Here is a 25178-nt window from a genome sequence, read left to right as displayed (position 1 = left end):
ACTCACGACCCCTTTACCCCTACTGGCCGCGGCTCGACGGATCGACCTGTGCGAAGCGCAGCAGGTCGACCATCGCGAAGTCGCCGGCGCGGCGGCTTGGCAGGGTCGGCTTCCAGCCGGGGTTCACCGACAGGTACGAGTCCGGGTCCAGCTGCAGCATGGCGACGAAGACCTCGGCGACCAGCCGGGCGCCCGATCCCGCCAGCGAGATGCCGTCACCGAGGAACTCGGCCTCCTTCAGCGTGTAGTACCAGAGCGGTGTGCTGGCCTCGAGTCCCACGCCGAACTGCCGCAGCTCGGGGAAGACGTCCGCTCCCAGCACGGGAATCCCCATCGCCTTCGCGATCGCCTGACCGGACGGCAGCGACCACGTGAGGTGCCGCAACAGGTTGCGCTGCGGCAGCGACGTCGGCGGGTCGCCGGACGCGATCGCGCCCAGCGGCAACCGGAACAGCGGCGTCGAGATCTTCGTGTCGATCCGCTTGTTCGGCTTCACCTGACCGTCGCCGAAGTCGAAGAACGTCTGCCAGCCGATGAAACGCCTGCGCGCCCGCCGTCCTCCGCGCAGATCCACCGGGTCGGCCTGTCCCTCGCCCGCCGGGTCGAAGATGAAGGCGAAGAACGGTGTGCCGCCGACGTCGCCCTTGAGGTTCGCCCGGTACGACGGGCGGACCATGCTGTGCCCGAACCGGTAGCACGCGCCCTGGAACTCGACGGGCATGAAGTGCTGGCCGGGCCGCGGCCGGAAGTACCGCCTGCCGTGCGTCAGCACGTCCAGCGCGATGCCGTGACCGACGAGCTGCGGCAACAGCTCGTGCACCACGATCCACTGGTAGTGCCAGATGACCAGACGCTGAGCCTCCTCGAACACGCGATCGTTCGGCACGCCCTGCGAGCGCAGCCGGTCGACGACGTTGTTGTGGAACTTGAGGAACGCGGCCTGCAGACCGGAGATGATCAGGTTCTCGTCGTTGCGCGGGTCGGCGATGATCGCCACCCCGTCCGCGCGGCGCGGCACGTCCTCGAAGGCGCCGCCGCTCTCGACGCGCAGCTTGGCGCGGTCGGCCGTTTCGTACAGCTGCGGAGTGGCCGTCGGCCCGCCGCCGTACACGGAGTCCAGTGAGAGCGTGGGGTTCCTCGTGTTCGGCGACTGCTCCGGCACCGCGGGCACCGCCAGCCGCGAACCGAGGTCGAACGTGAAGTCGTGGTCGACGAACTGCCCGAGGAACGTCGTACCCGCGGTGTGGAACGGGTTGTCCCGGTTGTTCGGGCTCAGCTCGGGGTTGGTGATGAGTCGGATCGGTCCCTCGTGCAACGGGTCCTTCGCGTCCAGGATCCCGCCCGGAGCGCCGAACGCCCGCAACGCCTCCTGCACGCGCGGGGTGTTCTCGGCGAACGGGGGAAGCTGGAACATCCGGCCGAAGAACCTCGGCGACGTCGCTGGTGCCGTGACATCGGCGACGGCTGAAGAAGGTCTCATCGCGATGGCGCCTGCGGCGCCCGCGGTGAAGCCTCCCAGGAATCTCCGTCTGGTCAGATTGCCCATGGCTGGAGATTGTCCAGACCAATCGTCCACGTGACACGGACGAACAAACACTAGGAGGACGAGAAACTCCTAGGCCAGCCCGAGCCTCTGCGCCTCCGTCAGCGCCTGCGCGCGGTTGTGCACGCGCAGTTTCACGAACAGTTGATGTTGTTCGGCCTCCACGGTCTTGACGGCGATACCAAGCGCTTGCGCGGTCTGCCGGACGGACTCGCCGCGCGCGATGGACGCGAGGATGTCGTGGTCGCGATGGGTCAGCGCAGGTGCCGCTTCCGGGCGGACGCGCACGCCGGGCACGTGGCCGTTGGGCCGGATCAGGCCCAGCCGGGTCGCCTCGGCCGCGGCCTGCGCCCTGCTCTGCACGCCGAGCTTCCCGAAGATGCGGCGCTTGTGGTTGACCACGGTGTGCGGGCTGAGCCGCAGCTTGTCGCCCAGCTCCGCGGCCGTGAGCCCGATGCAGACCAGCGCGAGCACCTCGAGCTCGCGATCGGTCAGCGCACCCGGCGCGGACGCGGGAGCGCGACCAACCCACGCCCGGTCCAGCGCCGCGCGCAACGAGGCGAGCCCGCCGCGCACGCAGACCACCTGATGCACACCGGATGCCCGCAGCAGCATCTCGTCCTCGTCGCGGAACTCCGGGCAGATCCCGATCACGTGGAGGCCGGGCAGCGTGCGGCTGAGCAGCCGGGGCAGGCCCAGCTCCACCGGTTCGAGCTGGCACACGGCCACATCAGGCGGCCGCAACCGGCACAGCAGAACGAAGTCGTCGACCGCGACAGTCGTGCCCACCACCAACCAGCCGGGCAGTGCGTCCAGCCAGCTGGCGATGGCATCGCCGGTCAACCGGTCCCAACAGTGCACTGCGATCCTCGTTGATCGCATGCATTTCGGCATGGGTGCCTCTTGCTCGCAGCGGGCGGCGGCACTGGGGGCTGCCCTGCACATTACGCCTGGTGTCGCTGCGCATCCACTACGTAATATTCCGTTGGTGGGAGCGCTCTCACGTCCTGGTCGCGCGGCAGAGGACCGCGGTGGGGCGGGAGCCGATGCGGGTGAGCACGACCGTGGCCTCGTCCGGCCCGGCGAGCTTGAGCCGTTTGCGCAACGTGTTCGGGTCCACGTCGAGGCCGCGCACCAGGATCTCCAGCCTGCCGATGCCGTGTGCGCGCAGCGACGTGCGCAGCGCTTTCTCGGTGTAGTGGGCGTGTTCGAGCACCCGGAACGCGCGGATGCCCGGTGGCGGGGTGTCACCGCTGAGGTAGGCGATGCGTTCGTCGAGCTGCCACAACCCGTGGCGCGCGGCGTAGTGCCGCACCAGACCGGCCCGCACGACCGCGCCGTCCGGATCGATGATCCACTCCCCCGGCGCGCGCACCGGGCAGTCGTCCGGCTCGGCGTCGGTGATCGTCCACTCGCCTCGTCCGTGCAGGACGGAGGCTCGGCGCGTGACACCCGGTGTCGCCAAACCCCTTGTCCACAAACATGCTTCGCGCACCTGGCCGTCGAGCGACACGAGCTCGACCTCGTCGGCCCACGGCGCGACGGCGAAGTCGATGCCGGGTGCGCACTTCACGGCGAGGTCGCGGCCGGCGTAGGCGTCCGCCAGTTCGTCCAACGGCGGCACGAAGTCCGACGGGTGCCACTTGCGGCGGCCCGCCGAGTCGCGGCGCGCGGGGTCCGCGGTGACGGCCGTCGCCCTCGACGCGGGCTTCAGCGCGTCGGCTTTCAGGAGGAGCTGATCGGGTCCGCAGTTGTTGCGCGCCATGGCGAGGCGGACCGGGTCGAGGTCGGAACCGATGCACCTCGCGGCGACCTGCGAGAGCGCGACCAGGTCGGCGCCGACCGAGCACGTCACGTCGTGCACGTCGCGTCCGGCGAAGCGCCGCGCGCGGTGCCCGGCGACGGGCGAGGCGGTGGCCTGCTGGAGCGCGTCGTCGGTGAAGAGCCAGCCATCCGCACCGTCCAGTTTGGACTGGGCACGGCGGCGCAGCAGCACGGTCTCGACGAGCGCGGCGAAGCGGTCGGGAGACGTCTTCCGCGCGACACCGATGTCGTGCAGGTGCGACGCCGGGGTCAGCGGCAGCGCCGCGACCTCGGACAACGCGGCGCACCCGGCATCGGAGCGCAGGTACGCCACGTCGTCCAGCGAGAAGGTGTAGCCCACGTCAGAGCGGCTTCTTGCCCGTCACCGAGACGTTGTAGAAGACCTCGCGCGGCAGCACCTTGGCGAACACGTTCTGGTCCACCCAGGACAGGTTCTGCCACGTGCGGTAGGCGAACAGCGCCCAGCTGAAGCCGAGCTTCTCGCGCGGCACCGCGGACTCGAACGTGCGCACCGGCCAGCCGAAGAGCGCGGCGGTCAGCTCGTCCGTCACGGCCTTCACCTCGACCGCGCCCGCGCGCTTCGCCGTCCGCTCCAGGTCGGCGGGGTCGAACGTGTGCAGGTCGACGACGGCTTCCAGCGCGGCGGCGCGGGACGACTCGTCCAACTCCTCCTGCGGACGGCGCCAGTCGTTCAGCGCCGGGATCGCCTTGGTGACGTTGGTGGTCAGCCACCAGGTCGCCTGGCCGAGCTTGCGGGCGTAGAAGTTGCCGATGTTCGTCGGATCGCCCGCGAACACGAACTTGCCACCCGGCTTGAGCACGCGCAGCACCTCGCGCATCGCCGCCTGGACGTCCGGGATGTGGTGCAGCACCGCGTGCCCGACGACGAGGTCGAACGTGTCGTCGTCGTACGGGATCCGCTCGGCGTCCGCGACCCGGCCGTCGACCGGGAGGCCCAGGTGCTCGGCGTTGCGCAGCGCGACCTCGACCATGCCGGGTGAGAGGTCGGTGACCGACCCCTTCTCGATCACGTCGCCCTGCATGAGGTTCAGCAGGAAGAAACCCGTGCCGCAGCCCAGTTCCAGCGCGTGCTCGTACGGGCCGACGTCACCGGCGACGGCCTTGAAGCGGTCCACCGCGTAGGTGATGCAGCGGTCGTCGTACGAGATCGACCACTTCTCGTCGTACGTCCCGGCTTCCCAGTCGTGGTAGAGGACGTTGGCGAGCTTGGGGTCCTGCCACGCGGCCTCGATCTCCTCGGCCGTCGCGTGCGGGTTCGGTGCGGGGTCAGTTGCCACTGAACTTGGCCTTTCCAGGTCCGTTCGCGATGAACGACTCGACGCCGGTCTTCTTGTCCTCGGTGGCGAACAGCATCGCGAAGAGGTGGCTCTCCAGCTTGAGCCCGCTCTCGAGGTCGGTCTCGAGGCCACCGTCGATCGCGGCCTTCGCGGCAGCGAGCGCGAGCACCGGACCGTTGACGAACTGCTTCGCCCAGCGGACCGCGGCCGGGTAGACGTCGTCCGGCGCGACGACCTCGTCGACCATGCCGATCCGCAGTGCTTCCTCGGCCCCGACGAAGCGGCCGGTGTAGATCAGGTCCTTGGCCTTCGCGGGGCCGACCAGGCGGGCGAGCCGCTGCGTGCCGCCGCCGCCGGGGATGAGACCGAGCAGCATCTCGGGCTGGCCGAGCTTCGCGTTGTCACCGGCGATGCGACGGTCGCAGCCGAGCGCGACCTCGAAGCCGCCGCCCAGCGCGTAGCCGGTGATCGCGGCGACCGTCGGCTTCGGGACGCTCGCGAGCGCGCCGAGTCCGTCCGAGAGCGCCTTGGCCCGCAGCGTCATCTCGGCGTGCGAGATGGTGGCGAACTCCTTGACGTCCGCGCCAGCCGCGAAGACCTTCTCGCCGCCGTAGACGATCACGGCGTAGACGTCGGAGCGGTCGGTCGCCTCCTTGGCGGCGGCCGCGAGCTCGGACTGCAACTGCCGGTTCAGGGCGTTCATCGGGGGGCGATCCAGCCGGATCGTGCCGATCCCGTCCTCGACTTCCAGCCTGACGAACTCAGCCACGGTCTCCTCCTTGGTCTCGCCGCGCAGGTTACCTGGCGGTAACTCAAGCCTTCCTGCGGGCGAAGAAACGGTTGCCGGAGCGCGTCAGCTCCAGGTCCTGCGCGAAGGTCTTGGAGAGGTTCTCCTCCGTCAGCACGTCGTCCAGCAGGCCCTGCGCGACGACGCTGCCCTCGCGCAGCAGCAGGCAGTGCGTGAAGCCCGGCGGGATCTCCTCGACGTGGTGCGTCACCAGCACGGTGGCGGGCGCGTCCGGGTCCATCGCCAGCTCGGACAGCTTGGCGACGAGGTCCTCGCGGCCGCCGAGGTCGAGTCCGGCGGCGGGCTCGTCGAGCAGCAGCATCTCCGGGTCCGTCATGAGTGCGCGCGCGATGAGGGTGCGCTTGCGCTCCCCTTCGGACAGCGTGCCGTAGGTGCGGTCCGCGAGGTGCTCGATGCCGAGGGTGCCGAGCAGCTCGCGCGCCCGGCCGGTGTCGAGCTGGTCGTACTCCTCGCGCCAGCGGCCGAGCACGCCGTAGCCGGCGCTGACCACGACGTCGACGACCTTCTCCTCGGCCGGGACGCGGCCGTTCAGCGCAGCCGAGCACAGCCCGATGCGCGGCTTCAGCTCCGAGATGTCGGTCTTGCCGAGCCGCTCGCCGAGCAGGTGCACCTTGCCCTTGGTCGGGTGCACCTCGGCACTGGCCAGCCTGAGCAGCGTGGTCTTGCCCGCGCCGTTCGGCCCGAGCACCACCCACCGCTCGTCCAGCTCAACGGCCCAGTCGATGTTCCCGACCAGGATGTTCTTCCCCCGGCGGACCGACACGCCCGCCATGTGCACGACCAGATCTGTCACGTCGACGTCCGCCACGGGCCCATTGTTTCCGAACGCCCTCAGCCATCCGTCCAAGGGGGTTATGTAGGGCGTTTTTTGTCGGTGGATGATGACAAGATCGGAGGTATGGCCACGCGACCCGACTCAGCCTCCGATGTACTCGCCGGTCGCCCGTTCCCCTTAGGCGCGCACGCCGAGGCGGGAGGGGTGCGGTTCGCCGTGACGTCCGCGGTCGCCGACGCGGTCGAGGTGTGCCTGATCGGCGACGACGGGTCCGAGAAACGCATCGAGCTCACCGAGCGCACGTTCGGCGTGTGGCACGGGCTGGTGCCCGGTGTCACGCCCGGTCAGCGCTACGGCTACCGCGTGCACGGCCCGTACGACCCGCGCCGCGGCCTGCGCTGCAACCCGGCGAAGCTGCTCGTCGACCCGTACGCGCGGCAGATCAGCGGGTCGGTGACGGACGTCGAGGCGACGCTGGGTTACGTGGGCGACCCGATGCACGGGCCAGCGTCGGCTGTGGACTCGCTGGGGAGCGTGCCGCTGTCCGTTGTGTCCTCGCCGGGTGGCGCGGACACCGGGACGAAGCCGGACGTGCCGTTCGAGGAGGCGGTGTTCTACGAGCTGCACGTGCGCGGGTTCACGAAGCGGCACCCGGACGTGCCGGAGCGGTTGCGCGGCACGTACCTCGGGCTCGCGCACCCCGCGGTGATCGAGCACCTGGTGCGGCTGGGCGTGACGTCCGTCGAGCTGCTGCCGGTGCAGACGTTCCAGGACGAGCCGTCGCTGCTGCGCAGGCGCGCGCCGAACTACTGGGGCTACTCCCCGCTCGGCTACTTCGCGCCGCACGCGGCGTACGCGTCCGAGCCGGGCCGCGAGATCCAGGAGTTCCGCACGATGGTCGCGGCCATGCACGCCGCGGGCATCGAAGTGATCATCGACGTGGTCTACAACCACACGTGCGAGGGCGGCCCGGACGGCCCGACCCTGTGCTTCCGCGGCTTCGACGCCCCCGGCTACTACCTGCACGCGGGCGGCGGCTCGACCGTCGACATCACCGGCTGCGGCAACACCCTGGACGCCGGCTCGCCCCAGGTGGTGCGCCTGGTCACCGACTCGCTGCGCTACTGGGCGCTCGAGCTCGGCGTCGACGGTTTCCGCTTCGACCTGGCGTCCACGATGGGCAGGCCGCGCGGCGGCTTCTTCGACCGCGACTCGTCCCTGCTGACGGCCATCACGACAGACCCGGTGCTGTGCCGCTCGAAGCTCATCGCCGAACCGTGGGACGCCACCGGCGACGGCTACCGCGTCGGCGACTTCGGCGTCCAGTGGGCGGAGTGGAACGGCCGCTACCGCGACACCGTCCGCGACTTCTGGCGCGGCCACACCGGCGTCCGCGACCTGGCGTACCGCCTGTCCGGCTCGTCGGACCTCTACGCGGACGACCTCCGCCGCCCGTGGCAGTCGATCAACTTCATCACCGCGCACGACGGCTTCACCCTGCGCGACCTGGTCTCGTACAACACCAAGCACAACCTCGCGAACGGCGAGGACAACCGCGACGGCACGGACGACAACCGCTCGTGGAACTGCGGCGCCGAGGGCGAGACCGCCGACCTGTCCGTACTGACGCTGCGCGCCCGCCAGGCCCGCAACCTGCTGGCGACCCTGCTGCTGTCCACCGGCACCCCGATGATGGTCGCCGGTGACGAGATGTGGCGCACCCAGGGCGGCAACAACAACCCGTACTGCCTCGACAACGAGGTCTCGTGGATCCCGTGGGACTCCACAGCCGACTCCCGCTGGCTGCTCTCGTTCACCCGCCGCCTGATCGACATCCGCGCCACGTCCCCAGCCCTGCGCCAGCCGGAGTTCTTCGAGGGCCGCACCACCCCGTCCGGCAACCCGGACCTGGTGTGGTTCCGCCCGGACGGCGAGGAGATGGCAGAAACCGACTGGTTCGACGAGGGCCGCCGCACCCTGGGCATGTTCATCGACGGCTCGAGCTGCCTGTCCCGCACCCGCGACGGCGAACTGACCTCCGACAACTCGTGGCTCCTGCTCATGCACGCGGGCGACACCCGCGCCCACATCACCCTGCCCGCCGCGCAGTACGGCCCGACCTTCGAGCCTTTCCTGGACACCACGACACTCGACGGCACGCCCGCCGACCGCACACCGCTGGCGCCCGGCGCGAAGCTCACCCTCGAGTCCCGGTCTTTGCTGCTGCTTCGCGCACCCCGCTGACGCTCGCCCGACGTTGGCGCTCTTCGCCGGGCGCGGCCGAGTACGAGGTCGGGCGAGATTCAGGCGTGTCGACGTACCCGCGTTGTCGGGGCTGGGTTTTTGGGGTCTGAGGTGTACGGGACGCGGCGTTTTTTCGGCGTGTCGACGTGCCCGGTAGCTCGCTGCCAGGCCACGCTCACGCAGGCGTCCCCTGGCAGCGAGAACCCCCGAGTCGATGCTCTCAGCCAGCACCGACAATCCCCGGCCCTGCAGGCACGTAAGCCGAGAACGAGCGAGCGAAGCGACGCCAGCACACCCGGCGACCCACCACGATCCGGCAGAACCAAGAGAGCACCGACCAAACCGGCAGATACCAGAGGCGCACCGGCCCAACCGGCAGGCGCCAAAAGAGCCCGGCGAAACCGGCAGATACCAAGAGAGCCCCAGCGAAACCGGCAGGTACCAAAAGAAAAGAGCGCCCGCCGCACTAGCGACCCCCGCACTGCCAACCGGGCGCGGCCTCCGAGCACAAACCGGCAGCCGAATGATCCCAAGCATCCGAACGGCCGGGGGCGGGGAGGCCCACCACCAAAGCCCCGCCTGCAGAACTCCCCCGGACATCGCAACGTTCGTGTCCATTGCCTGGGAGCACTAGCCGAACACGAGGTACCCGTGCCAACATCGCCTCGTGGCTTTCCTGTGGTCCGACCGCACGATCGACCTCGTGCTGGTCGCCTCGTGTGCGTGTAGCTGCCCGCGGCGCTAGATCCGAGCGCCGCGCTGTCGGCATTCCGGAAGCAAGCCATCAGGAGCGCACGCGTGACCACGACCATTTCTGGAGCAGACCTGCACCCCGCGCTGGACGTCCAGTTCCTGCGCGACCTCATCCACCCGGACCGCGACCTGTGGACGCCGCGCGAGCTGCGCGAGCTGACGTCGACGGTCGCGAGTGAACTGACCACGCCTCTGCTCCAGGTGCTGCGGTACGTGCCTGAGCAGCGCTGGTGGACCAGGCTCGGCCTCACCGAGGGCGTCGAGCTGTGGTTGTTGAGCTGGTTGCCCGGCCAGGGCACCGAGCCGCACGACCACGGTGGCGCCGCGGGCAGCTTCACCGTGCTGACCGGCGAGCTGACCGAGGACTACCGGTACCCCTCCGGCCCGATCAGGACCACGGTCCGGCACACCGGCGAGGCCGTCGGGTTCGGGTCGGGGCGGGCGCACCAGGTGCGCAACGCCGGGGAGAAGCCGGCGGCGACGGTGCACGCGTACTCGCCGCCGCTGGTGCCGACGAGGGAGTACCCGAGTCTCGCGGACATCCCCGCCGAGATACCACCGCTGCCGGCGCAACGACTGCCGCTGGCCGAGCTGAAGCTCCGAGCCGACCTGGAGGGTCCGTGAGCGTCGACGCGTTCCTCGAAGACGCGCGCGCCGAGATCACGCGCGTGAGTCCTGAAGAAGCGGACGGTCTGCGGAGGCTGGGCGGGTTGATCGTCGACATCCGGCCGCACCACAACCGGCTCGCCGAGGGTGAGATCGAGGGGTCCGTGGTCGTGGAGCGGATCGTGCTGGAGTGGCGGCTCGACCCGAGCGGCGACTGGCGGTTGCCCGGCTTCACGAAGGACACGCCGGTGATCGTCGTGTGCAACGAGGGGTACTCGTCGAGCCTCGCGGCGCGCGACCTCAAGCGCATCGGGCTGCCCAAGGCGACCGACCTGATCGGCGGCTACCGGGCGTGGCGCGCGGCCGGGCTGCCGATTCGCGAAGGTGGATCGCAGGCGGTCTCCTGAGGAACCCGCGGCGGCCGGTAGCGTCTGCCTCCCGTGAGGTATGTGCGGTGGGGGTCTGCGGCGCTGGTCGTCGCAATCGCGGAACTGTGGGCGCCTGGCTTCGCGAGCCTGGCGGGAACACTGCTGGGGCTGCTGCTGGTGCAGGCGGCGTTCCAGCTCGGGCTGATGCTGGGCGCGGTCCTCTTCGGACTGCGGGTCACCCACGTGATCATCGGCATCGGCGGCGAGCTCCGCGAGTGGACGACGGCCAAGCGCCGCGTGGTGCTGCGCAACATCCCCGTGCTCTTCACGGTCGGCATCGCGGGCGAGCGGACACCGGTGCGCCGCAGGATGGTCGCGGCGGGCGCCGCCTCCGCGGTCACCGCCACCGCGACGGCCGCCGCCACCTGGCTGACCGTCGGCGCGGACCTGGGCAAGGGACTCGCGCTCGCCGCCGCGGCCGCGCTCGTCTACGAGCTCATCCCGGTGCGCAAGCCGGGCGGCACGAGCATCGGCTGGTTCGTGCTCGGACTCCCCCGCCTCGCCGGACGCGAGCTGGCCGAGATGGAGTCGACGCCGCGCATCACGGCGGCGAAGGACGCGTTCAACGTCGGCGATCTCGACACCGCCGAGCGGATCTCGGCCGAGCTCACCGGCGAGCACCCCGAGCTGCTGACGGTCATCGGGCTCCAGATCTCGACGCTCTGCGGCCGCAACCAGTACGGCCAGGCGCTCGGCCTGGTCACCGGGCTCGTCAGCAGGCAGGACCTGTCGCCGCGGGAGATGGCGTACGTGATGGCGACGACGGCCGGGCTCACCGCGCTGGCCGTCGACGCGGGCCAGCTGCCGGGCGAGATCGGGGTCCCGGCGGCCCGCCGCACCCTCGAAGGCGCCATCCAGGTCGGCTACCCCTCGTACCGCGCGACCGGAACGCTGGCGATCATCGCCCTGCTGGAAGGCGACACGAGCAGCGCGATCGACCTGGGCAACCGGGCCGCCGAGTCGAGCGAGCGAGCGGTCGACCGGGCGGACGGCCTGACGACGGTCGCGAAGGCGTACATGGCGGCCGGTGACAACAAGAAGGCCCGCGAGCTCATGGACGTCGCCCACGAGCTCGCGGGCTGGTTCCCGAGGGTCGCGGCGACCCGCGCCCGACTGTCGATCGGTTAGTCCCGCCACCCCGGACGGACATTAGCCCCGGTTCGCGCCGGAACAGGAATCTGTCGCACCATTGTGCGCATTCCCGGAATACCGCTTGACCCGGTTCTGAAGAGTGACCGGGCAGCTCACGGACTCTATTCCACAGCAAGCCGAATAACGCGGTGCGTCACAAGAGAAAGGGGCTGTCACCGGTGAGGGTGACAGCCCCTTTCCCTACCCCGCGGTCAGGTGGGCAGTCCTGGGAGTCCGGGCAGCGTCGGCAGGCCACCCGGAGGTGCGGGCAGGCCGCACTTCTGCAGCGCGTCGGTCAACGTCTTGAGCAGGTCCGTGACCAGCGACAACAACTTCGTCGGGTCCGGCAGACCCGCGCCCGGCAGCACCTTGCCGAGCAGGCCGAACACGTTCGAGAACAGGCTCATGACGACCGGCAGGCACTCCTCGGGGCCCTGCCACTGCAGGTCGACGGGCAGCGCGACGGGCGCGCTCACCGGTGGCGTCGGCAGGCACTTCGCGCCCTGCAACGCGGACAGCACGCCGAGGATGTCGCCGAGCGGGGCGGCGGCGTTGCCCGGATTCGGAGGCAGAGCCGTGAGCGATCCGATCACTTTCTTGAGGGTGTCGACGAGCTGCGTCACGAGCCCAGCGCAGGCGGCGGGTGGATCAGCGCGGTGGTCGGAGGCGGAGGCTGCGGGGACGATCGAGGCGGTAAACACAACTGCGACGAGCGAGATAACGGTAACTGTTTTCTTCACGGCTACCTGCTTTCCTCATGCGCATTTCCAGTAAACCAACCCGAGAATGTCCGTATTTGCGGGCACCGGGTCATTCCATGCGACAGAGCGTATGCCCGCATACCAGGCTCTACCAGCGGAGATGAGGAAATCACCCGAACGAAACGCCCTCATTCCAATGAGGGAAGGGCACAAATGAGCACGCAGGCGCGAAGCAGGTGACCAGCAGTCACCAGAGGGGCGTCAAGATAGACGCATCAGGGCATCCAGTCCGCTTCAAACCCGCGAACCGGATGCCCTGAGTTGATCTCACGAGGCCAGGACGACGCGACCGAGTTCGGCCGGGGAGGCCAGCAGGTTGTGCCGGGGCAGCACGCGGACGGTGTAGCCGAGGGTCCCGGCGTGCGGCAGCGGCACGTCGACCTCGTAGTTGCCGTTGCCCGCGTAGTGCATCGGCGCGCTCACGAGGTCGTACAGCTCGTCGCTGTCGCCGACCTTGCCGAGCACGACCTGGACGTCCACTTCGGACGGCTCCAGCCCGGCCAGCTCGACCCGCGCCCGCACGTGGACCGGCGCACCCAGCACGGGCACGGCCGGACCGCCGATGGACAGGTCGCTGTCGAGCACCCGCACCCGCGTCCACGACGCGCGCAGCCGGTGCCGGTAGGCGGACAGCTCCTTCGCGCCGCGGAAGCCCTCGCCGAGCACGTTGTGCGCGGACGCCGCGGCAGGCGCGTAGTAGGTCTCGACGTACTCGCGGACCATGCGCGACGCCTGCACGACCGGGCCGAGCGACGCGAGCGTGTGCCGCACCATCGACATCCAGCGGGTCGGCACGCCGTCCTCGCCTCGGTCGTAGAACAGCGGCGCGACCTGCGAGCCGAGCAGCTCGTAGAGCGCGTTGGCCTCCAGGTCGTCACGGCGGATCGGGTCCGCGACGCCGTCGGCGGTCGGGATGGCCCAGCCGTTGCTGCCGTCGTAGAGCTCGTCCCACCAGCCGTCGCGAATGGACAGGTTGAGCCCGCCGTTCAGCGCGGCCTTCATGCCGGACGTGCCGCACGCCTCGAGCGGGCGCATCGGGTTGTTCAGCCACACGTCGCAGCCCCAGTACAGGTACCGGGCCATGGACATGTCGTAGTCCGGCAGGAACACGATCCGGTGCCGCACGCCCGCCTCGTCGGCGTAGCGCACGATCTGCTGGATCAGCGCCTTGCCGCCGTCGTCGGCCGGGTGCGACTTGCCCGCGACGACGAGCTGCACGGGACGTTCCGGGTGCAGCAGCAGGTGCCGCAGCCGCTCCGGGTCGCGCAGCATCAGCGTGAGCCGCTTGTAGGTGGGCACGCGCCGGGCGAAGCCGACGGTGAGCACGCTCGGGTCGAACACGGAGTCGGTCCAGCCGAGCTCGAGCGCCGACGCGCCGCGCTGCAGCCACGACTCCCGCAGCCGCCGCCGGACCTCGCCGACGAGCCGCGCGCGCAGCTCGCAGCGCAGCTCCCACAGCAGCCCGTCGGTGACCGGCTCGAACGAGCCGAAGCCAGTGCTGGACGACGCGGTGTCCGCGTCCGAGCCGCCGAGCAGCTTGCTGATCTCGGTCGCCGCCCAGGTCGGGCCGTGCACGCCGTTGGTGACCGAGCCGATCGGCACCTCGGTGACGTCGAAGCCCGGCCACAGGCCGCGGAACATGTCCCGCGAGACCTCACCGTGCAGCTTGGACACGCCGTTCGCGCGCTGCGCGAGGCGCAGTCCCATGTGCGCCATGTTGAACATGCCGGGGTTGTCCTCGGCGCCGAGCGCGAGGATCCGCTGCGTGTTCACGCCGGGCACGAGCTGCTCGTCGCCGAAGTAGTGCTGGACGAGGTCGACCGGGAAGCGGTCGATGCCGGCGGGCACGGGCGTGTGCGTGGTGAAGACGGCACCGGCGCGGGTCGCGGCCAGCGCCTGGTCGAAGTCGAGGCCCTCGTTGGTGATGTACTCGCGGATCCGCTCCAGGCCGAGGAATCCGGCGTGGCCCTCGTTGGTGTGGAACACCTCGGGCTGCGGGTGGCCGGTGAGCTCGCAGAAGGTGCGCACGGCGCGCACGCCGCCGATGCCGGCGAGGATCTCCTGGCGGATGCGGTGCCCCTGGTCGCCGCCGTAGAGGCGGTCGGTGACGCCGCGCAGGTCGTCGTCGTTCTGCTCCACATCGGAGTCGAGCAGCAGCAGCGGGATCCGGCCGACCTGGGCCTTCCACACCTTGGCGCGCAGCACCCTGTTGCCAGGCATGGACACGTGCACGAGCAGCGGCAGCCCGGACGGCTCGGTCAGCAGCTCCAGCGGCAGGCCGCGCGGGTCGAGCACCGGGTAGTGCTCGATCTGCCAGCCGTCCAGCGACAGCGACTGGCGGAAGTACCCGGACCGGTAGAGCAGCCCGACCGCGATCAGCGGCACGCCGAGGTCCGACGCCGCCTTCAGGTGGTCACCGGCGAGGATGCCGAGACCTCCCGAGTAGTTGGGCAGCGCCTCGGTGACACCGAACTCCATCGAGAAGTACGCGACGGACGTGGGCAACGGCTTGTCGTCACCGACGCCGTGCTCTCTCCGCTGCGTGATCTCGTCCTGGCGCTTCTGGTACCACCGCGGACCGGTGACGTACCGGTCGAGGTCGTCGGCCAGTGCGCGGACGCGGAGGAGGAACTGCTCGTCGCGTGCCAGTGTCTCGAGCCGCCCCGCGTCGACAACGGACAGCAGGCGCAGCGGGTCGCCACCCACCTCGGACCAGACGGAGGCGTCGATCGAGGCGAACAGATCCTGCGTCGGCGGATGCCACGTCCAGCGCAGGTTGGTGGCGAGCGTGGCCAGCGCGGACAGAGGCTCCGGCAGGCTGGCTCGGACGGTGAACCGGCGAAGTGCTCGCATGGCGAGCGACCTTATCTCCCGCCCCCGATGCCTCGACAAGATTCCCGGCCAAGCCTGCAACGACTTGCAGAACCGATCAAGACGAACGAGCCCGCGACCTGCGCAAACAGCGCGACAGGAGAGTCAGCCCACAGGCGGGGTCAGTTGCCGGCCTCGATCGCGTGGGTGATGAGCAGCCTGCCGTCCCTGGCCATCACGTCGAGCTGGTGGGACTTGATCGACACGTCGTGCTCGGCGGCGTCCCGCCTGCGCAGCGTCAGGTCGACCTTGACGGCGAACCTCTCGTCCTGCGCGCTGCTGCTGATCACCGGTGCGCCGTAGATCGCCACCACCTCGTACGCGCTCCAGAACTGATCGTCGTTCCACTCGGCGGGCCGGAACTCCGGCGCCCAGTCCTGCCGCGCGCCCGCGGTGTCCTTCGGCAGCTTGGCGAAGTGCTGCTGAACGAAGGCGTCCACCTGCCGCGTGGTGAACGCCGTGTGCTGCGCAGACGCCGACTGGGATGTCGACTGGGACGTCTGCGGCGTCGAACTGCCGACCGACCCCGCGGTCCAGCCGCGGTCGACCAGGAACGACGCGGCCACGACCGTCGCGACGAGCACCACCGCAGCGGCGGCGACGACCACGCCCGTGCGCCGCTTCGGCACGGGCTGGACGGCGGTGGCCGGACCGGTGATGCCCGCCAGCAGCTCGGCGACCTGCGCGGCGGTCGGCCTGGCCGCGGGGTCGATCGCCAGCAGCCGGGAGAGCAGGGGCCCGAGCGCGCCGGACCGCGCGGGTGGCGTGATCTGTCCCATCGAGATCTTGTAGAGCAGGCCGAAGTCGTTGTCGGTGCGCCCGAACGGCGGCTGTCCCTCGGTCAGCGCGTAGAGGGTCGCCCCGAGCGAGAACACGTCCGACGCGGCGTCGGGGTCCGCGCCGCGGGCCAGCTCGGGCGCGAGGTAGGCGAGCGTGCCCGCCAGCATCCCGGTCCGGGTGACCGCCACGTCACCGGCCGCTCGGGAGATCCCGAAGTCCGTGATCTTGACGCTGCCGTTGGATCCGATGAGGACGTTGCCGGGTTTGACATCCCGGTGCACGATCCCCGCCTCGTGCGCGGCGGCGAGCGCCGCAGCGACGTGCACGCCGATCCGCGCGGCCTCGGCAGGCGGCAGCGGACCTCGTTCGGCGAGCACAGCGGACAGGCTGCGGGACGGCAGGTACTCCATGACCAGGCACGGCTTGCCGTCCTCGATCACGACGTCGAAGACCCCGATCGCGTTCGGGTGCTGCAGCCGGGCCGCGATCCGGCCCTCCCGCATCGCCCGTTGACAGGCCTCGTCCACCTGCCGGGGCGCCAGATCGGGCAGCAGCAGCTGCTTGATCGCGACCTCGCGGTGCAGCAGCTCGTCGCGCGCCCGCCACACCACGCCCATCGCACCGCTGCCCAGCTCGTCGAGCAGGAGGTATCGGTCACCAAGCTTGGTCACGGCGGCCGAGAGTACCGACCGACCACCGCCGACGTGCCGATAACAGCGTTATCTACCAGTACTGGCGGCCTCCTCTGGACACGCTCGGGACAAGGGTGTGCGATCGACAAGTACGGGGTACGGACTGGGTGGGACTCCCGCCGTGACCTGCCCGGTGATCGGCGGCTTGATCGAGCAAGGCAGGATTGGCACAAACACGGCGAGAGGGGCGCTGCGCATGAGCGGACGGCTCGGCATCGACGACGTCTCCCCGGCGGTGAGCGCGGGGCGGTACCCCGCGAAAGCCGTTGTGGGAGAACACGTCCCGATCCAGGCGACGGTCTGGCGGGAGGGACACGACGCGCTGGCCGCCACGGTCACGTGGCGCGGGCCGGACGACCGGGTGGCGAGACAGACCCGGATGGTCGAGGTCGGTGTCGGACTGGATCGCTGGGGCGCGGTGATCGTCCCCGACGCGGAAGGCCAGTGGACGTTCCGAGTGGACGCCTGGAGCGACCCGTGGCGGACGTGGCGGCACGCGGTGGAGGTGAAGATCGCCGCCGGGCAGGGTCCCGGTGACCTCGCCAACGACCTCGAGCTCGGCGCGCGGCTGCTCGACCGGGTCAGCCGCAGGCCGGACCGCAGGCGCGAACGCGCGTTGCTCGCGAACGCCGCGACGGCGCTGCGCGACGAGGACCGCCCGCTGAGCGAGCGGGTCGCCCCGTCGCTGGCGGACGAGGTCCACACGATCATGGTCGAGCACCCGGTGCGCGAGCTGATCACCAAGGGCAAGACGCACAAGATCTGGTGCGACCGAAAGCGAGCCGCGTTCGGCTCCTGGTACGAATTCTTCCCGCGCTCGACCGGCGGCGTCGACGAGTCCGGCCAGGCCATCCACGGCACGTTCACCACGGCCGCCAAGGAGCTGGACCGGGTCGCGTCGATGGGCTTCGACGTCGCGTACCTGCCGCCGATCCACCCGGTCGGCCGGGTGAACCGCAAGGGCCCCAACAACACGCTCGTCGCCGCCGAGAGCGACTGCGGCTCGCCGTGGGCGATCGGCGCGGACGAGGGCGGGCACGACGCCGTGCACCCCGACCTCGGCACGATGGACGACTTCGACGCGTTCGTGGCGCGGGCGACCGAGCTCGGCCTCGAGGTCGCGCTCGACTTCGCGCTGCAGTGCGCGCCGGACCACCCGTGGGTGCTCAAGCACCCGGAGTGGTTCACCACGCGCCCCGACGGCACGATCATGTACGCCGAGAACCCGCCGAAGAAGTACCAGGACATCTACCCGGTCAACTTCGACAACGACCCGCAGGGCATCTACAACGAGGTGCTGCGCGTCGTGCTGCACTGGGTCGAGCACGGGGTGCGGATCTTCCGGGTCGACAACCCGCACACCAAGCCGCCGGACTTCTGGCAGTGGCTCATCTGGACGGTCAAGGACGCCTACCCGGACGTGCTCTTCCTGTCCGAGGCGTTCACCCGTCCCGCGCGGCTCTACGGGCTCGCGAAGCTGGGCTTCACCCAGTCGTACACCTACTTCACCTGGCGGACGGCGAAGCACGAGCTGGTCGAGTTCGGCGAGGACATCCGGGACCACTGGAACGAGGGGCGGCCGAACCTCTTCGTCAACACGCCGGACATCCTGCACGAGTCGCTGCAGCACGGCGGGCCCGGCATGTTCGCGATCAGGGCCGCGCTCGCGGCGACGATGGCGCCGACGTGGGGCGTGTACTCGGGCTACGAGCTGTTCGAGCACGAGGCCGTGAAGCCGGGCAGCGAGGAGTACCTCAACTCGGAGAAGTACCAGCTGCGTCCCCGCGATTACGAACGCGCGCTGCACGACGGGCGCTCACTGGAGCCGTGGCTGCGCAAGCTGAACCACGCGCGGCGCGCGCACCCCGCGTTGCAGCAGATGCGCACGCTCCGGTTCCAGTCCATCGAGAACGAGTCGCTGATCGCGTACTCGAAACGCGATCCCGAGACCGGCGACACGGTCGTCGTGGTGGTCACCCTCGATCCGCACGGTCCACAGGAGGGCACCCTGTGGCTCGATCTCCCCGCACTCGGGTTCGACTGGCACGAGCGCCTCATCGCGCACGACGAGGTCACCGGCGAGACGTGGGACTGGGGTCAGGCCAACTTCGTCCGCCTCGAACCATGGCGTGCTGTCGCGCACATCGTCAGCCTGCAGCGCCGATTTTCCTAGGGGTCCCCCGCAACCCCCGATGACGTGGGAGCAGTACATGGTCGAAGAAACACGTCCCGACGCTGCCCTCGGGCTGGAGGGCGTCCCGCACACCGGTGAGGCCATCACCGCGGGTGGCCTGCTGACCGAACCGCAGGCCGAGGACTTCCAGTCCGCGAAGGCCGCGCCGCGCGACCCCGTTTGGTACAAGGGCGCGGTGTTCTACGAGGTGCTGGTGCGCGCGTTCAGCGACTCGAACGGCGACGGCACGGGCGACCTGCGCGGCCTCGCGTCGCGCCTGGACTACCTCGAGTGGCTCGGCGTCGACTGCCTGTGGCTGCCGCCGTTCTACGCCTCGCCGCTGCGCGACGGCGGGTACGACATCAGCGACTTCCGCGCCGTGCTGCCGGAGTTCGGCACCGTCGAGGACTTCGTGTACCTGCTGGAGGAGGCGCACCGGCGCGGGATCCGGGTGATCACCGACCTGGTGCTCAACCACACCTCCGACGCGCACCCCTGGTTCCAGGAGTCGCGGCAGAACCCGGACGGCCCGTACGGCGACTACTACGTGTGGAGCGACGACGACTCGCGCTACTCGGACGCGCGGATCATCTTCGTCGACACGGAGACCTCCAACTGGACCTACGACCCGGTGCGCGGGCAGTTCTTCTGGCACCGCTTCTTCGCGCACCAGCCGGACCTCAACTACGAGAACCCGGACGTGCAGGAAGCGATGCTGGACGTCCTGCGGTTCTGGCTGGACATCGGCATCGACGGCTTCCGGCTCGACGCGGTGCCCTACCTCTTCGAGGAGGAGGGCACGATCTGCGAGAACCTGCCGCGCACGCACGAGTTCCTGCGCCGGTGCCGCAAGGTCGTCGACGACGAGTACCCCGGCCGGGTGCTGCTGGCCGAGGCGAACCAGTGGCCGTCGGACGTCGTGGAGTACTTCGGTGAGGCGGAGGTCGGTGGCGACGAGTGCCACATGGCGTTCCACTTCCCGCTGATGCCGCGGATCTTCATGGCGGTGCGGCGCGAGTCGCGGTTCCCGATCTCGGAGATCCTGGCGCAGACGCCGCAGATCCCGGACGGCTGCCAGTGGGGCATCTTCCTGCGCAACCACGACGAGCTGACGCTCGAGATGGTGACCGACGAAGAGCGCGACTACATGTACGCGGAGTACGCCAAGGACCCGCGGATGAAGGCCAACATCGGCATCCGCCGCAGGCTGGCCCCGTTGCTGGAGAACGACCGCAACCAGCACGAGCTGTTCACCGCGCTGCTGCTGTCACTGCCCGGTTCGCCGGTGCTGTACTACGGCGACGAGATCGGCATGGGCGACAACATCTGGCTCGCGGACCGCGACGCGGTGCGCACGCCGATGCAGTGGACGCCGGACCGCAACGCGGGTTTCTCGAACTGCGACCCCGGCCGGATCTACCTGCCGGTGATCATGGACCCGGTGTACGGCTACCAGGGCCTGAACGTCGAGGCGCAGCTGAACAACACGTCGTCGCTGCTCAACTGGACGCGGCACATGATCGAGGTGCGCAAGCAGCACCACGCGTTCGCGGAGGGCGACTTCACCGAGCTCGGCGGCTCGAACCCGAGCGTGCTGGCGTACAAGCGGCGGTGGCGGCGGCCGGACGGCCACGAGGACATCGTGCTGTGCGTCAACAACCTCTCGCGGTTCCCGCAGCCGGTCGAGCTGGACCTGTCCGACCACCGCGGCAGCACGCCATTGGAGCTGACCGGCGGGGTGCGCTTCCCGATGGTCGGCGAGCTCCCCTACCTGCTCACGCTGCCCGGCCACGGGTTCTACTGGTTCCAGCTGGTCGAGGCAGGCGACGACTCAGTTCCCGGCGGCGAAACGAGGTGAACCGCGTGATCGACCCGCACGAACTCGTCGACAAGCTGGTGTCCGCGCTGCCGGACATGCTGCCGAACCTGCGCTGGTTCGGCGGCAAGGACCGGCCCGTCAGCGGCGTCCGTCCACTTCGGACGACACTGCTGGACGACGACCTGGTGCACGTGATCGTCGCGGTCGACCAGGACGGCCGGTCGAGCCCGTACCAGCTGCTGATCTCCGAACTGGCCGACTCCTACGAGTCGACGGCCGACCCCGAGCTGAACGGCGTGCTCCTCGACCTGATCGCCCGCGGCGAGCGGGTGGACGGCCTGGTGTTCGCGCACGAGCCGGACACCGAGCTGCGCACCGGGCTGCGCGGACGGCCGGTCGGGGTCGAGCAGTCCAACACGTCGCTGATCTACGGACAGCAGTACATCCTGAAGCTGTTCCGCAAGCTGACGCTCGGCGAGAACCCGGACCTGGTGCTGCACCGGGCGCTGCGCGGCGTCGGCTGCCAGCACATCGCGCAGCCGCTCGGGTCGATCACGACGGACCTCGACGGCACGCCGGTGACGCTCGGCATGCTGCAGGAGTTCCTGCCCGACGCGGTCGACGGCTGGGCGATGGCGACGACCAGCGTGCGCGACCTGATGGCCGAGGCGGACCTGCACGCGGACGAGGTCGGCGGCGACTTCGCGGCCGAGGCGCACCGGCTGGGCCACGCGGTGGCGTCCGTGCACGCGGACCTGGCGCGGGCGCTCGGCACGCAGACCGCGGGCGCCACCGAGATCGCGTCGGCGATCGCGTCGATGCAGTCCCGTTTGGACGCCGTGCTGCACGACGTCCCGGAGCTGGGCGAGCACTCGGCGGCGCTGCGGGAGGTGTTCGAGCAGGCGCGCGAGCACCTCGGCGACATCGCGATCCAGCACATCCACGGCGACCTGCACCTCGGTCAGGTGCTGCGGACCGTGCAGGGCTGGCTGCTGATCGACTTCGAAGGTGAGCCCGCCGCACCGATCGCGGAGCGGACGGCGATGCGCTCGCCACTGCGCGACGTGGCCGGAATGCTGCGATCCTTCGACTACGCGGCGCACCAGCTGCTGGTCGGTCAGGACGACGACCAGCTCGCCTACCGAGCGCTGGAGTGGGCGCGGCGCAACCGCGCGGCGTTCTGCGACGGGTACGCGGAGGTCTTGTCGGACCCGCGCGAGCACGCCTTCCTGTTGCAGGCGTTCGAGTTGGACAAGGCGGTCTACGAGGTCGCTTACGAGCACGCGAACCGGCCGGAGTGGTTGACGATCCCCCTGTCGTCGATCGCCCGGATCACCAGCGGAGGAGAGTGAGTCGTGAAAGAGGACCTCGATCGGATCCTGGCGGGCTCGCACCACGACCCGCACTCCGTGCTCGGCGTGCACCACGTCGGTGACGGAGTGGTCGCGCGCGCGTTCCGGCCGGGTGCGTCGTCCGTGGCGGTGCTGGCGGGCGACAAGCGGATCGAGCTGTCCCCGTTGCGCGACGGGCTGTTCACCGGCGAGCTGCCGGAGCATCCAGGCGACTACCGGCTGGAGATCGACTACCACGGCAACGTCGTCGAGGTGGACGACCCGTACCGGTGGCTGCCGACCGTCGGCGAGCTGGACCTGCACCTGATCGGCGAGGGCAGGCACGAGCGGCTGTGGGACGTGCTCGGCGCGCGCCCGCGTTCCTACGAGACCGCCACCGGTGTCGTGTCCGGCGTCTCGTTCTCGGTGTGGGCGCCGAACGCGCGCGGTGTGCGCGTGACCGGTGACTTCGACGGCTGGGACGGGCGGGCGAACCCGTTGCGCTCCATGGGTTCCTCCGGCGTGTGGGAGATCTTCATCCCGAACGTGCCGGTCGGTTCCCGCTACAAGTTCCGGATCCTCGGCGCGGACGGCGCGTGGCACGAGAAGGCCGACCCGATGGCGTTCGCCACCGAGGTCCCCCCGGCGACCGCGTCCGTGGTGACCGATTCGTTTTACGCGTGGGGCGATGCGGGGTGGGAGGCGCAGCGCGAGGCGACCCACTGGGCGAACGCGCCGATGTCGGTGTACGAGGTGCACCTGGCCTCGTGGAAGCAGGGCCTCGGCTACCGCGAGATGGCCGCCGAGCTCGCCGCCTACGTGTCGGACCTGGGTTTCACGCACGTCGAGCTGCTGCCGGTCGCCGAGCACCCGTTCGGCGGCTCGTGGGGCTACCAGGTGACGTCGTACTACGCGCCGACGTCGCGCTTCGGCTCGCCGGACGACTTCCGCTTCTTCGTGGACACGTTGCACCAGGCCGGGATCGGCGTGATCGTCGACTGGGTGCCCGCGCACTTCCCGAAGGACATCTGGGCGCTGGCCAAGTTCGACGGCACCGCGTTGTACGAGCACGCCGACCCCCGGCGCGGCGAGCAGCTGGACTGGGGCACGTACGTCTTCGACTTCGGCCGCAACGAGGTGCGCAACTTCCTCGTGGCCAACGCGCTGTACTGGATCGAGGAGTTCCACCTCGACGGCCTGCGCGTTGACGCCGTCGCCTCGATGCTGTACCTCGACTACTCGCGCCCCGCGGACGGCTGGCTGCCGAACGAGTTCGGCGGCCGCGAGAACCTGGACGCCGTGCGGTTCCTGCAGGAGCTGAACGCGACCGTCTACCGGCGACACCCCGGCGTGGTGATGGTGGCCGAGGAGTCGACGGCGTGGCCCGGCGTCACCCGGCCGACGCACCTGGGCGGCCTCGGGTTCGGCTTCAAGTGGAACATGGGCTGGATGCACGACACGCTGCACTACCTGTCGCGCGAGCCCGTCCACCGCTCCTTCCACCACAACGAGATGACCTTCTCCTTGGTGTACGCGTGGAGCGAGAACTTCTGCCTGCCGCTGTCGCACGACGAGGTGGTGCACGGCAAGGGTTCGCTGTGGGAGCGGATGCCCGGTGACGCGTGGAACAAAGCCGCGGGTCTGCGGTCGCTGCTCGCGTTCATGTGGGCGCACCCCGGCAAGCAGCTGCTGTTCATGGGCGGCGAGTTCGGCCAGGAGCAGGAGTGGTCCGAGTCGCGGTCGCTCGACTGGCACCTGCTCTCGGAGCCGCTGCACGTCGGGATCCAGTCCTTGATGCGCGACCTCAACGCGGTGTACCGGTCTTCGCCCGCGTTGTTCTCGGCGGACGTCACGCCCACCGGGTTCTCGTGGATCGACGCGAACGACTCGGGCGGCAACGTGCTGTCGTTCCTGCGGCACGGTGAGGACGGGTCCGTCGTCGCAGTCGTGGCCAACTTCTCCGGCGGGCCGCACCACGACTACCGGGTCGGGCTGCCCGCTGTCGGCCGGTGGCGCGAGGTCGTGAACACCGACTCGGCCCTGTACGGCGGGTCCGGTGTCGGGAACCTCGGCGGCGTCGTGGCCGAGGAGAAGCCGTGGCACGGCCGGCCGGCGTCCGCCGTGCTGCAGCTGCCGCCGACCGGCGTCCTGTACTTCGTGCTCGACGAGTGACGTTGCCATGAAGAGGGCTTTCCAACCGTTGAGCGTGTGCGTCCCGGCCGGGACGTACGTGCGCCTGGCCGACGGCAGCCAGCGCCCCATCGAGCAGATCCGGCTGCTCGACGAGGTGGTCACCGCCGAAGGGCGTACCGGGCGGGTACTGCACACGATGGTGCGGCGCGCGGACGACGGTCTGGTGGAGGTGACCTTTCGCGGGCACATGCCACTGCACTGCACTCCGAACCACCCGGTGCGCACGACTCGCGGCTACGTCGCCGCGAAGGATCTCCGCAACGGCGACCACGTGTCGATCACCCGCTACCACGCCGCCGGAGACGATCTGATCCACGTGGAGCGCTTGGTCAACGTCAAGGACCTGCGAGGGACCATCGACGGCACGATCAACGTCGGCGGCGTGATCAGCGAGATCGCGCCACTGCCGACGCTGTTGGCCCGCACTCCGTCGCTCGGTCGCTTGCTCGGCCTGTACGCGGCCGAAGGGAACGTCACTCCCAACAAGGTCACCTGGACCTACGGCAGCCACGAACGCGACACCCTGGTCCCGGAAACATGTGCCCTGATCAAGGACGCGTTCGGAGCGACTTCGCGGATTCAGCAGCGCCCGAACGGGGCCATGATCGTCGTGCTGTACGGCAAGACGTGGAAGCGGTTGTTCGAAATCCTGGTGCCCGGTACTGCCAAGCACGGCGACAAGAGGCTGTCCGCGCACGTGACGTACGGCCCGGCCCCGTATCTCGAGGCGTTGCTGGACGGCTGGCTGGCTGGCGACGGCTCTGACCGGCAGGACCGGCAGCTGGTGGTCGGCGTAACGGTGTGCCGCCAGCTCGCGTTGGACATGCTCGCCATCGCCACCACGCTCGGACGGCCAGTCGGTCTGCGTCAGTCCGAGCCCAGCCTCAACCGACACGCCGCGACCCGACAGACCCGGTACGACCTGTCGTTTCCCTACGGCAACGGGACCAACCTGCCCAAGGTCGACGACACCGCTGTGTGGCGGCGGGTGCAGGGCGTCACCTCGCCGAAATTCGACGGCTGGGTCTACAACCTGCAGGTCGAGAGCGACGAGTCCTATGTCGCTGACGGGGTCGGCGTGCACGACTGCATCGGTGCGAGCAGTCCGAACGTCCCACTATCAGCCCAACGCACCTGAACCGGTGCGG

18 protein-coding genes are annotated in these 25178 nt (G+C 69.9%); 9 read left to right on the top strand and 9 right to left on the bottom strand.

Annotated elements, in window-relative coordinates:
• Nucleotides 1-19: 19 nt before the first annotated feature.
• The 6 genes from FKR81_RS06160 to FKR81_RS06135 all read right to left on the bottom strand — a co-directional run bounded on the left by FKR81_RS06160 (nt 20) and on the right by FKR81_RS06135 (nt 6245).
• Entirely contained in the window at nt 20-1546 is a 1527-nt protein-coding gene (locus FKR81_RS06160) for a peroxidase family protein (protein WP_146349942.1), read from the bottom strand.
• 69 nt (nt 1547-1615) lie between these two features.
• Nucleotides 1616-2404, bottom strand: a complete 789-nt coding sequence (locus tag FKR81_RS06155) for a LuxR C-terminal-related transcriptional regulator (protein ID WP_186762798.1) — start codon at nt 2402-2404, stop codon at nt 1616-1618.
• A gap of 139 nt (nt 2405-2543) precedes the next feature.
• Complete coding sequence (locus FKR81_RS06150; protein WP_146349940.1) at nt 2544-3707, bottom strand: THUMP-like domain-containing protein; 1164 nt, start codon at nt 3705-3707, stop codon at nt 2544-2546.
• 1 nt (nt 3708) lies between these two features.
• Nucleotides 3709-4665 (bottom strand): class I SAM-dependent methyltransferase, encoded by a 957-nt coding sequence (locus tag FKR81_RS06145; RefSeq protein ID WP_146349939.1) that lies wholly within the window; start codon nt 4663-4665, stop codon nt 3709-3711.
• Entirely contained in the window at nt 4655-5434 is a 780-nt protein-coding gene (locus FKR81_RS06140) for an enoyl-CoA hydratase/isomerase family protein (protein ID WP_146349938.1), read from the bottom strand. Before FKR81_RS06140 ends, FKR81_RS06145 begins: the two co-directional genes overlap by 11 nt.
• 43 nt (nt 5435-5477) lie before the next feature.
• A complete protein-coding gene (locus FKR81_RS06135) occupies nt 5478-6245 on the bottom strand; it encodes an ABC transporter ATP-binding protein (RefSeq protein WP_146350003.1) in 768 nt (255 codons plus the stop codon).
• A 126-nt stretch (nt 6246-6371) separates the two neighbouring features.
• Here FKR81_RS06135 and glgX point away from each other — a divergent pair, with 126 nt between their 5' ends.
• The 4 genes from glgX (at nt 6372) to FKR81_RS06115 (ending at nt 11407) form a co-directional block, all read left to right on the top strand.
• Nucleotides 6372-8492: a glycogen debranching protein GlgX gene (gene glgX, locus FKR81_RS06130; protein WP_146349937.1), complete on the top strand. Its 2121-nt coding sequence runs from the start codon at nt 6372-6374 to the stop codon at nt 8490-8492.
• A 798-nt stretch (nt 8493-9290) separates the two neighbouring features.
• Nucleotides 9291-9869, top strand: coding sequence for a cysteine dioxygenase (locus tag FKR81_RS06125; RefSeq protein ID WP_146349936.1), 579 nt, complete (start codon nt 9291-9293; stop codon nt 9867-9869).
• Nucleotides 9866-10258 (top strand): rhodanese-like domain-containing protein, encoded by a 393-nt coding sequence (locus tag FKR81_RS06120; RefSeq protein ID WP_146349935.1) that lies wholly within the window; start codon nt 9866-9868, stop codon nt 10256-10258. Before FKR81_RS06125 ends, FKR81_RS06120 begins: the two co-directional genes overlap by 4 nt.
• 33 nt (nt 10259-10291) lie before the next feature.
• Nucleotides 10292-11407 carry a tetratricopeptide repeat protein gene (locus FKR81_RS06115; RefSeq protein WP_146349934.1) on the top strand — a complete coding sequence of 372 codons (1116 nt, stop codon included), beginning with the start codon at nt 10292-10294 and terminating at the stop codon, nt 11405-11407.
• Between the two features lie 215 nt (nt 11408-11622).
• Here the strand turns inward: FKR81_RS06115 and FKR81_RS06110 are convergent, their stop codons facing one another.
• The 3 genes from FKR81_RS06110 to FKR81_RS44295 form a co-directional block, all read right to left on the bottom strand.
• Complete coding sequence (locus FKR81_RS06110) at nt 11623-12033, bottom strand: hypothetical protein (protein ID WP_146349933.1); 411 nt, start codon at nt 12031-12033, stop codon at nt 11623-11625.
• Nucleotides 12034-12438: 405 nt separating this feature from the next.
• On the bottom strand, nt 12439-15024 hold the full coding sequence (gene glgP, locus FKR81_RS06105; RefSeq protein WP_146349932.1) for an alpha-glucan family phosphorylase: 2586 nt from the start codon (nt 15022-15024) through the stop codon (nt 12439-12441).
• A 140-nt stretch (nt 15025-15164) separates the two neighbouring features.
• Nucleotides 15165-16493 carry a serine/threonine-protein kinase gene (locus tag FKR81_RS44295; RefSeq protein ID WP_407936502.1) on the bottom strand — a complete coding sequence of 443 codons (1329 nt, stop codon included), beginning with the start codon at nt 16491-16493 and terminating at the stop codon, nt 15165-15167.
• Between the two features lie 217 nt (nt 16494-16710).
• On the opposite strand from FKR81_RS44295, the gene FKR81_RS06095 reads away from it, so the two are divergent.
• The 5 genes from FKR81_RS06095 to FKR81_RS06075 are packed head-to-tail and all read left to right on the top strand — an operon-like array spanning nt 16711 to nt 25168.
• Nucleotides 16711-18687, top strand: coding sequence for an alpha-1,4-glucan--maltose-1-phosphate maltosyltransferase (locus FKR81_RS06095; RefSeq protein WP_146349931.1), 1977 nt, complete (start codon nt 16711-16713; stop codon nt 18685-18687).
• A gap of 37 nt (nt 18688-18724) precedes the next feature.
• The gene (treS, locus tag FKR81_RS06090; protein WP_146349930.1) at nt 18725-20545 is read left to right on the top strand and encodes a maltose alpha-D-glucosyltransferase; all 1821 of its coding nucleotides are present in this window, start codon (nt 18725-18727) and stop codon (nt 20543-20545) included.
• A gap of 5 nt (nt 20546-20550) precedes the next feature.
• Nucleotides 20551-21858 carry a maltokinase N-terminal cap-like domain-containing protein gene (locus FKR81_RS06085; protein ID WP_146349929.1) on the top strand — a complete coding sequence of 436 codons (1308 nt, stop codon included), beginning with the start codon at nt 20551-20553 and terminating at the stop codon, nt 21856-21858.
• Nucleotides 21859-21861: 3 nt separating this feature from the next.
• Complete coding sequence (glgB, locus tag FKR81_RS06080; protein WP_146349928.1) at nt 21862-24009, top strand: 1,4-alpha-glucan branching protein GlgB; 2148 nt, start codon at nt 21862-21864, stop codon at nt 24007-24009.
• A gap of 7 nt (nt 24010-24016) precedes the next feature.
• Nucleotides 24017-25168 carry a hypothetical protein gene (locus tag FKR81_RS06075; protein ID WP_146349927.1) on the top strand — a complete coding sequence of 384 codons (1152 nt, stop codon included), beginning with the start codon at nt 24017-24019 and terminating at the stop codon, nt 25166-25168.
• Nucleotides 25169-25178 lie beyond the last annotated feature (10 nt).

The sequence above is a fragment of the Lentzea tibetensis genome, from assembly GCF_007845675.1.
Classification (GTDB): domain Bacteria; phylum Actinomycetota; class Actinomycetes; order Mycobacteriales; family Pseudonocardiaceae; genus Lentzea; species Lentzea tibetensis.
This window is presented reverse-complemented; position numbering and strand designations above follow the sequence as displayed.

What these genes read in the sequence shown, in the direction of transcription:
- FKR81_RS06160 (WP_146349942.1), bottom strand. Translation starts at nt 1,546, where the DNA reads ATGGGCAATCTGACCAGACGGAGATTCCTGGGAGGCTTCACCGCGGGC.
- FKR81_RS06135 (WP_146350003.1), bottom strand. Translation starts at nt 6,245, where the DNA reads ATGGCGGGCGTGTCGGTCCGCCGGGGGAAGAACATCCTGGTCGGGAAC.
- glgX (WP_146349937.1), top strand. Translation starts at nt 6,372, where the DNA reads ATGGCCACGCGACCCGACTCAGCCTCCGATGTACTCGCCGGTCGCCCG.
- glgP (WP_146349932.1), bottom strand. Translation starts at nt 15,024, where the DNA reads ATGCGAGCACTTCGCCGGTTCACCGTCCGAGCCAGCCTGCCGGAGCCT.
- FKR81_RS06095 (WP_146349931.1), top strand. Translation starts at nt 16,711, where the DNA reads ATGAGCGGACGGCTCGGCATCGACGACGTCTCCCCGGCGGTGAGCGCG.
- treS (WP_146349930.1), top strand. Translation starts at nt 18,725, where the DNA reads ATGGTCGAAGAAACACGTCCCGACGCTGCCCTCGGGCTGGAGGGCGTC.
- FKR81_RS06075 (WP_146349927.1), top strand. Translation starts at nt 24,017, where the DNA reads ATGAAGAGGGCTTTCCAACCGTTGAGCGTGTGCGTCCCGGCCGGGACG.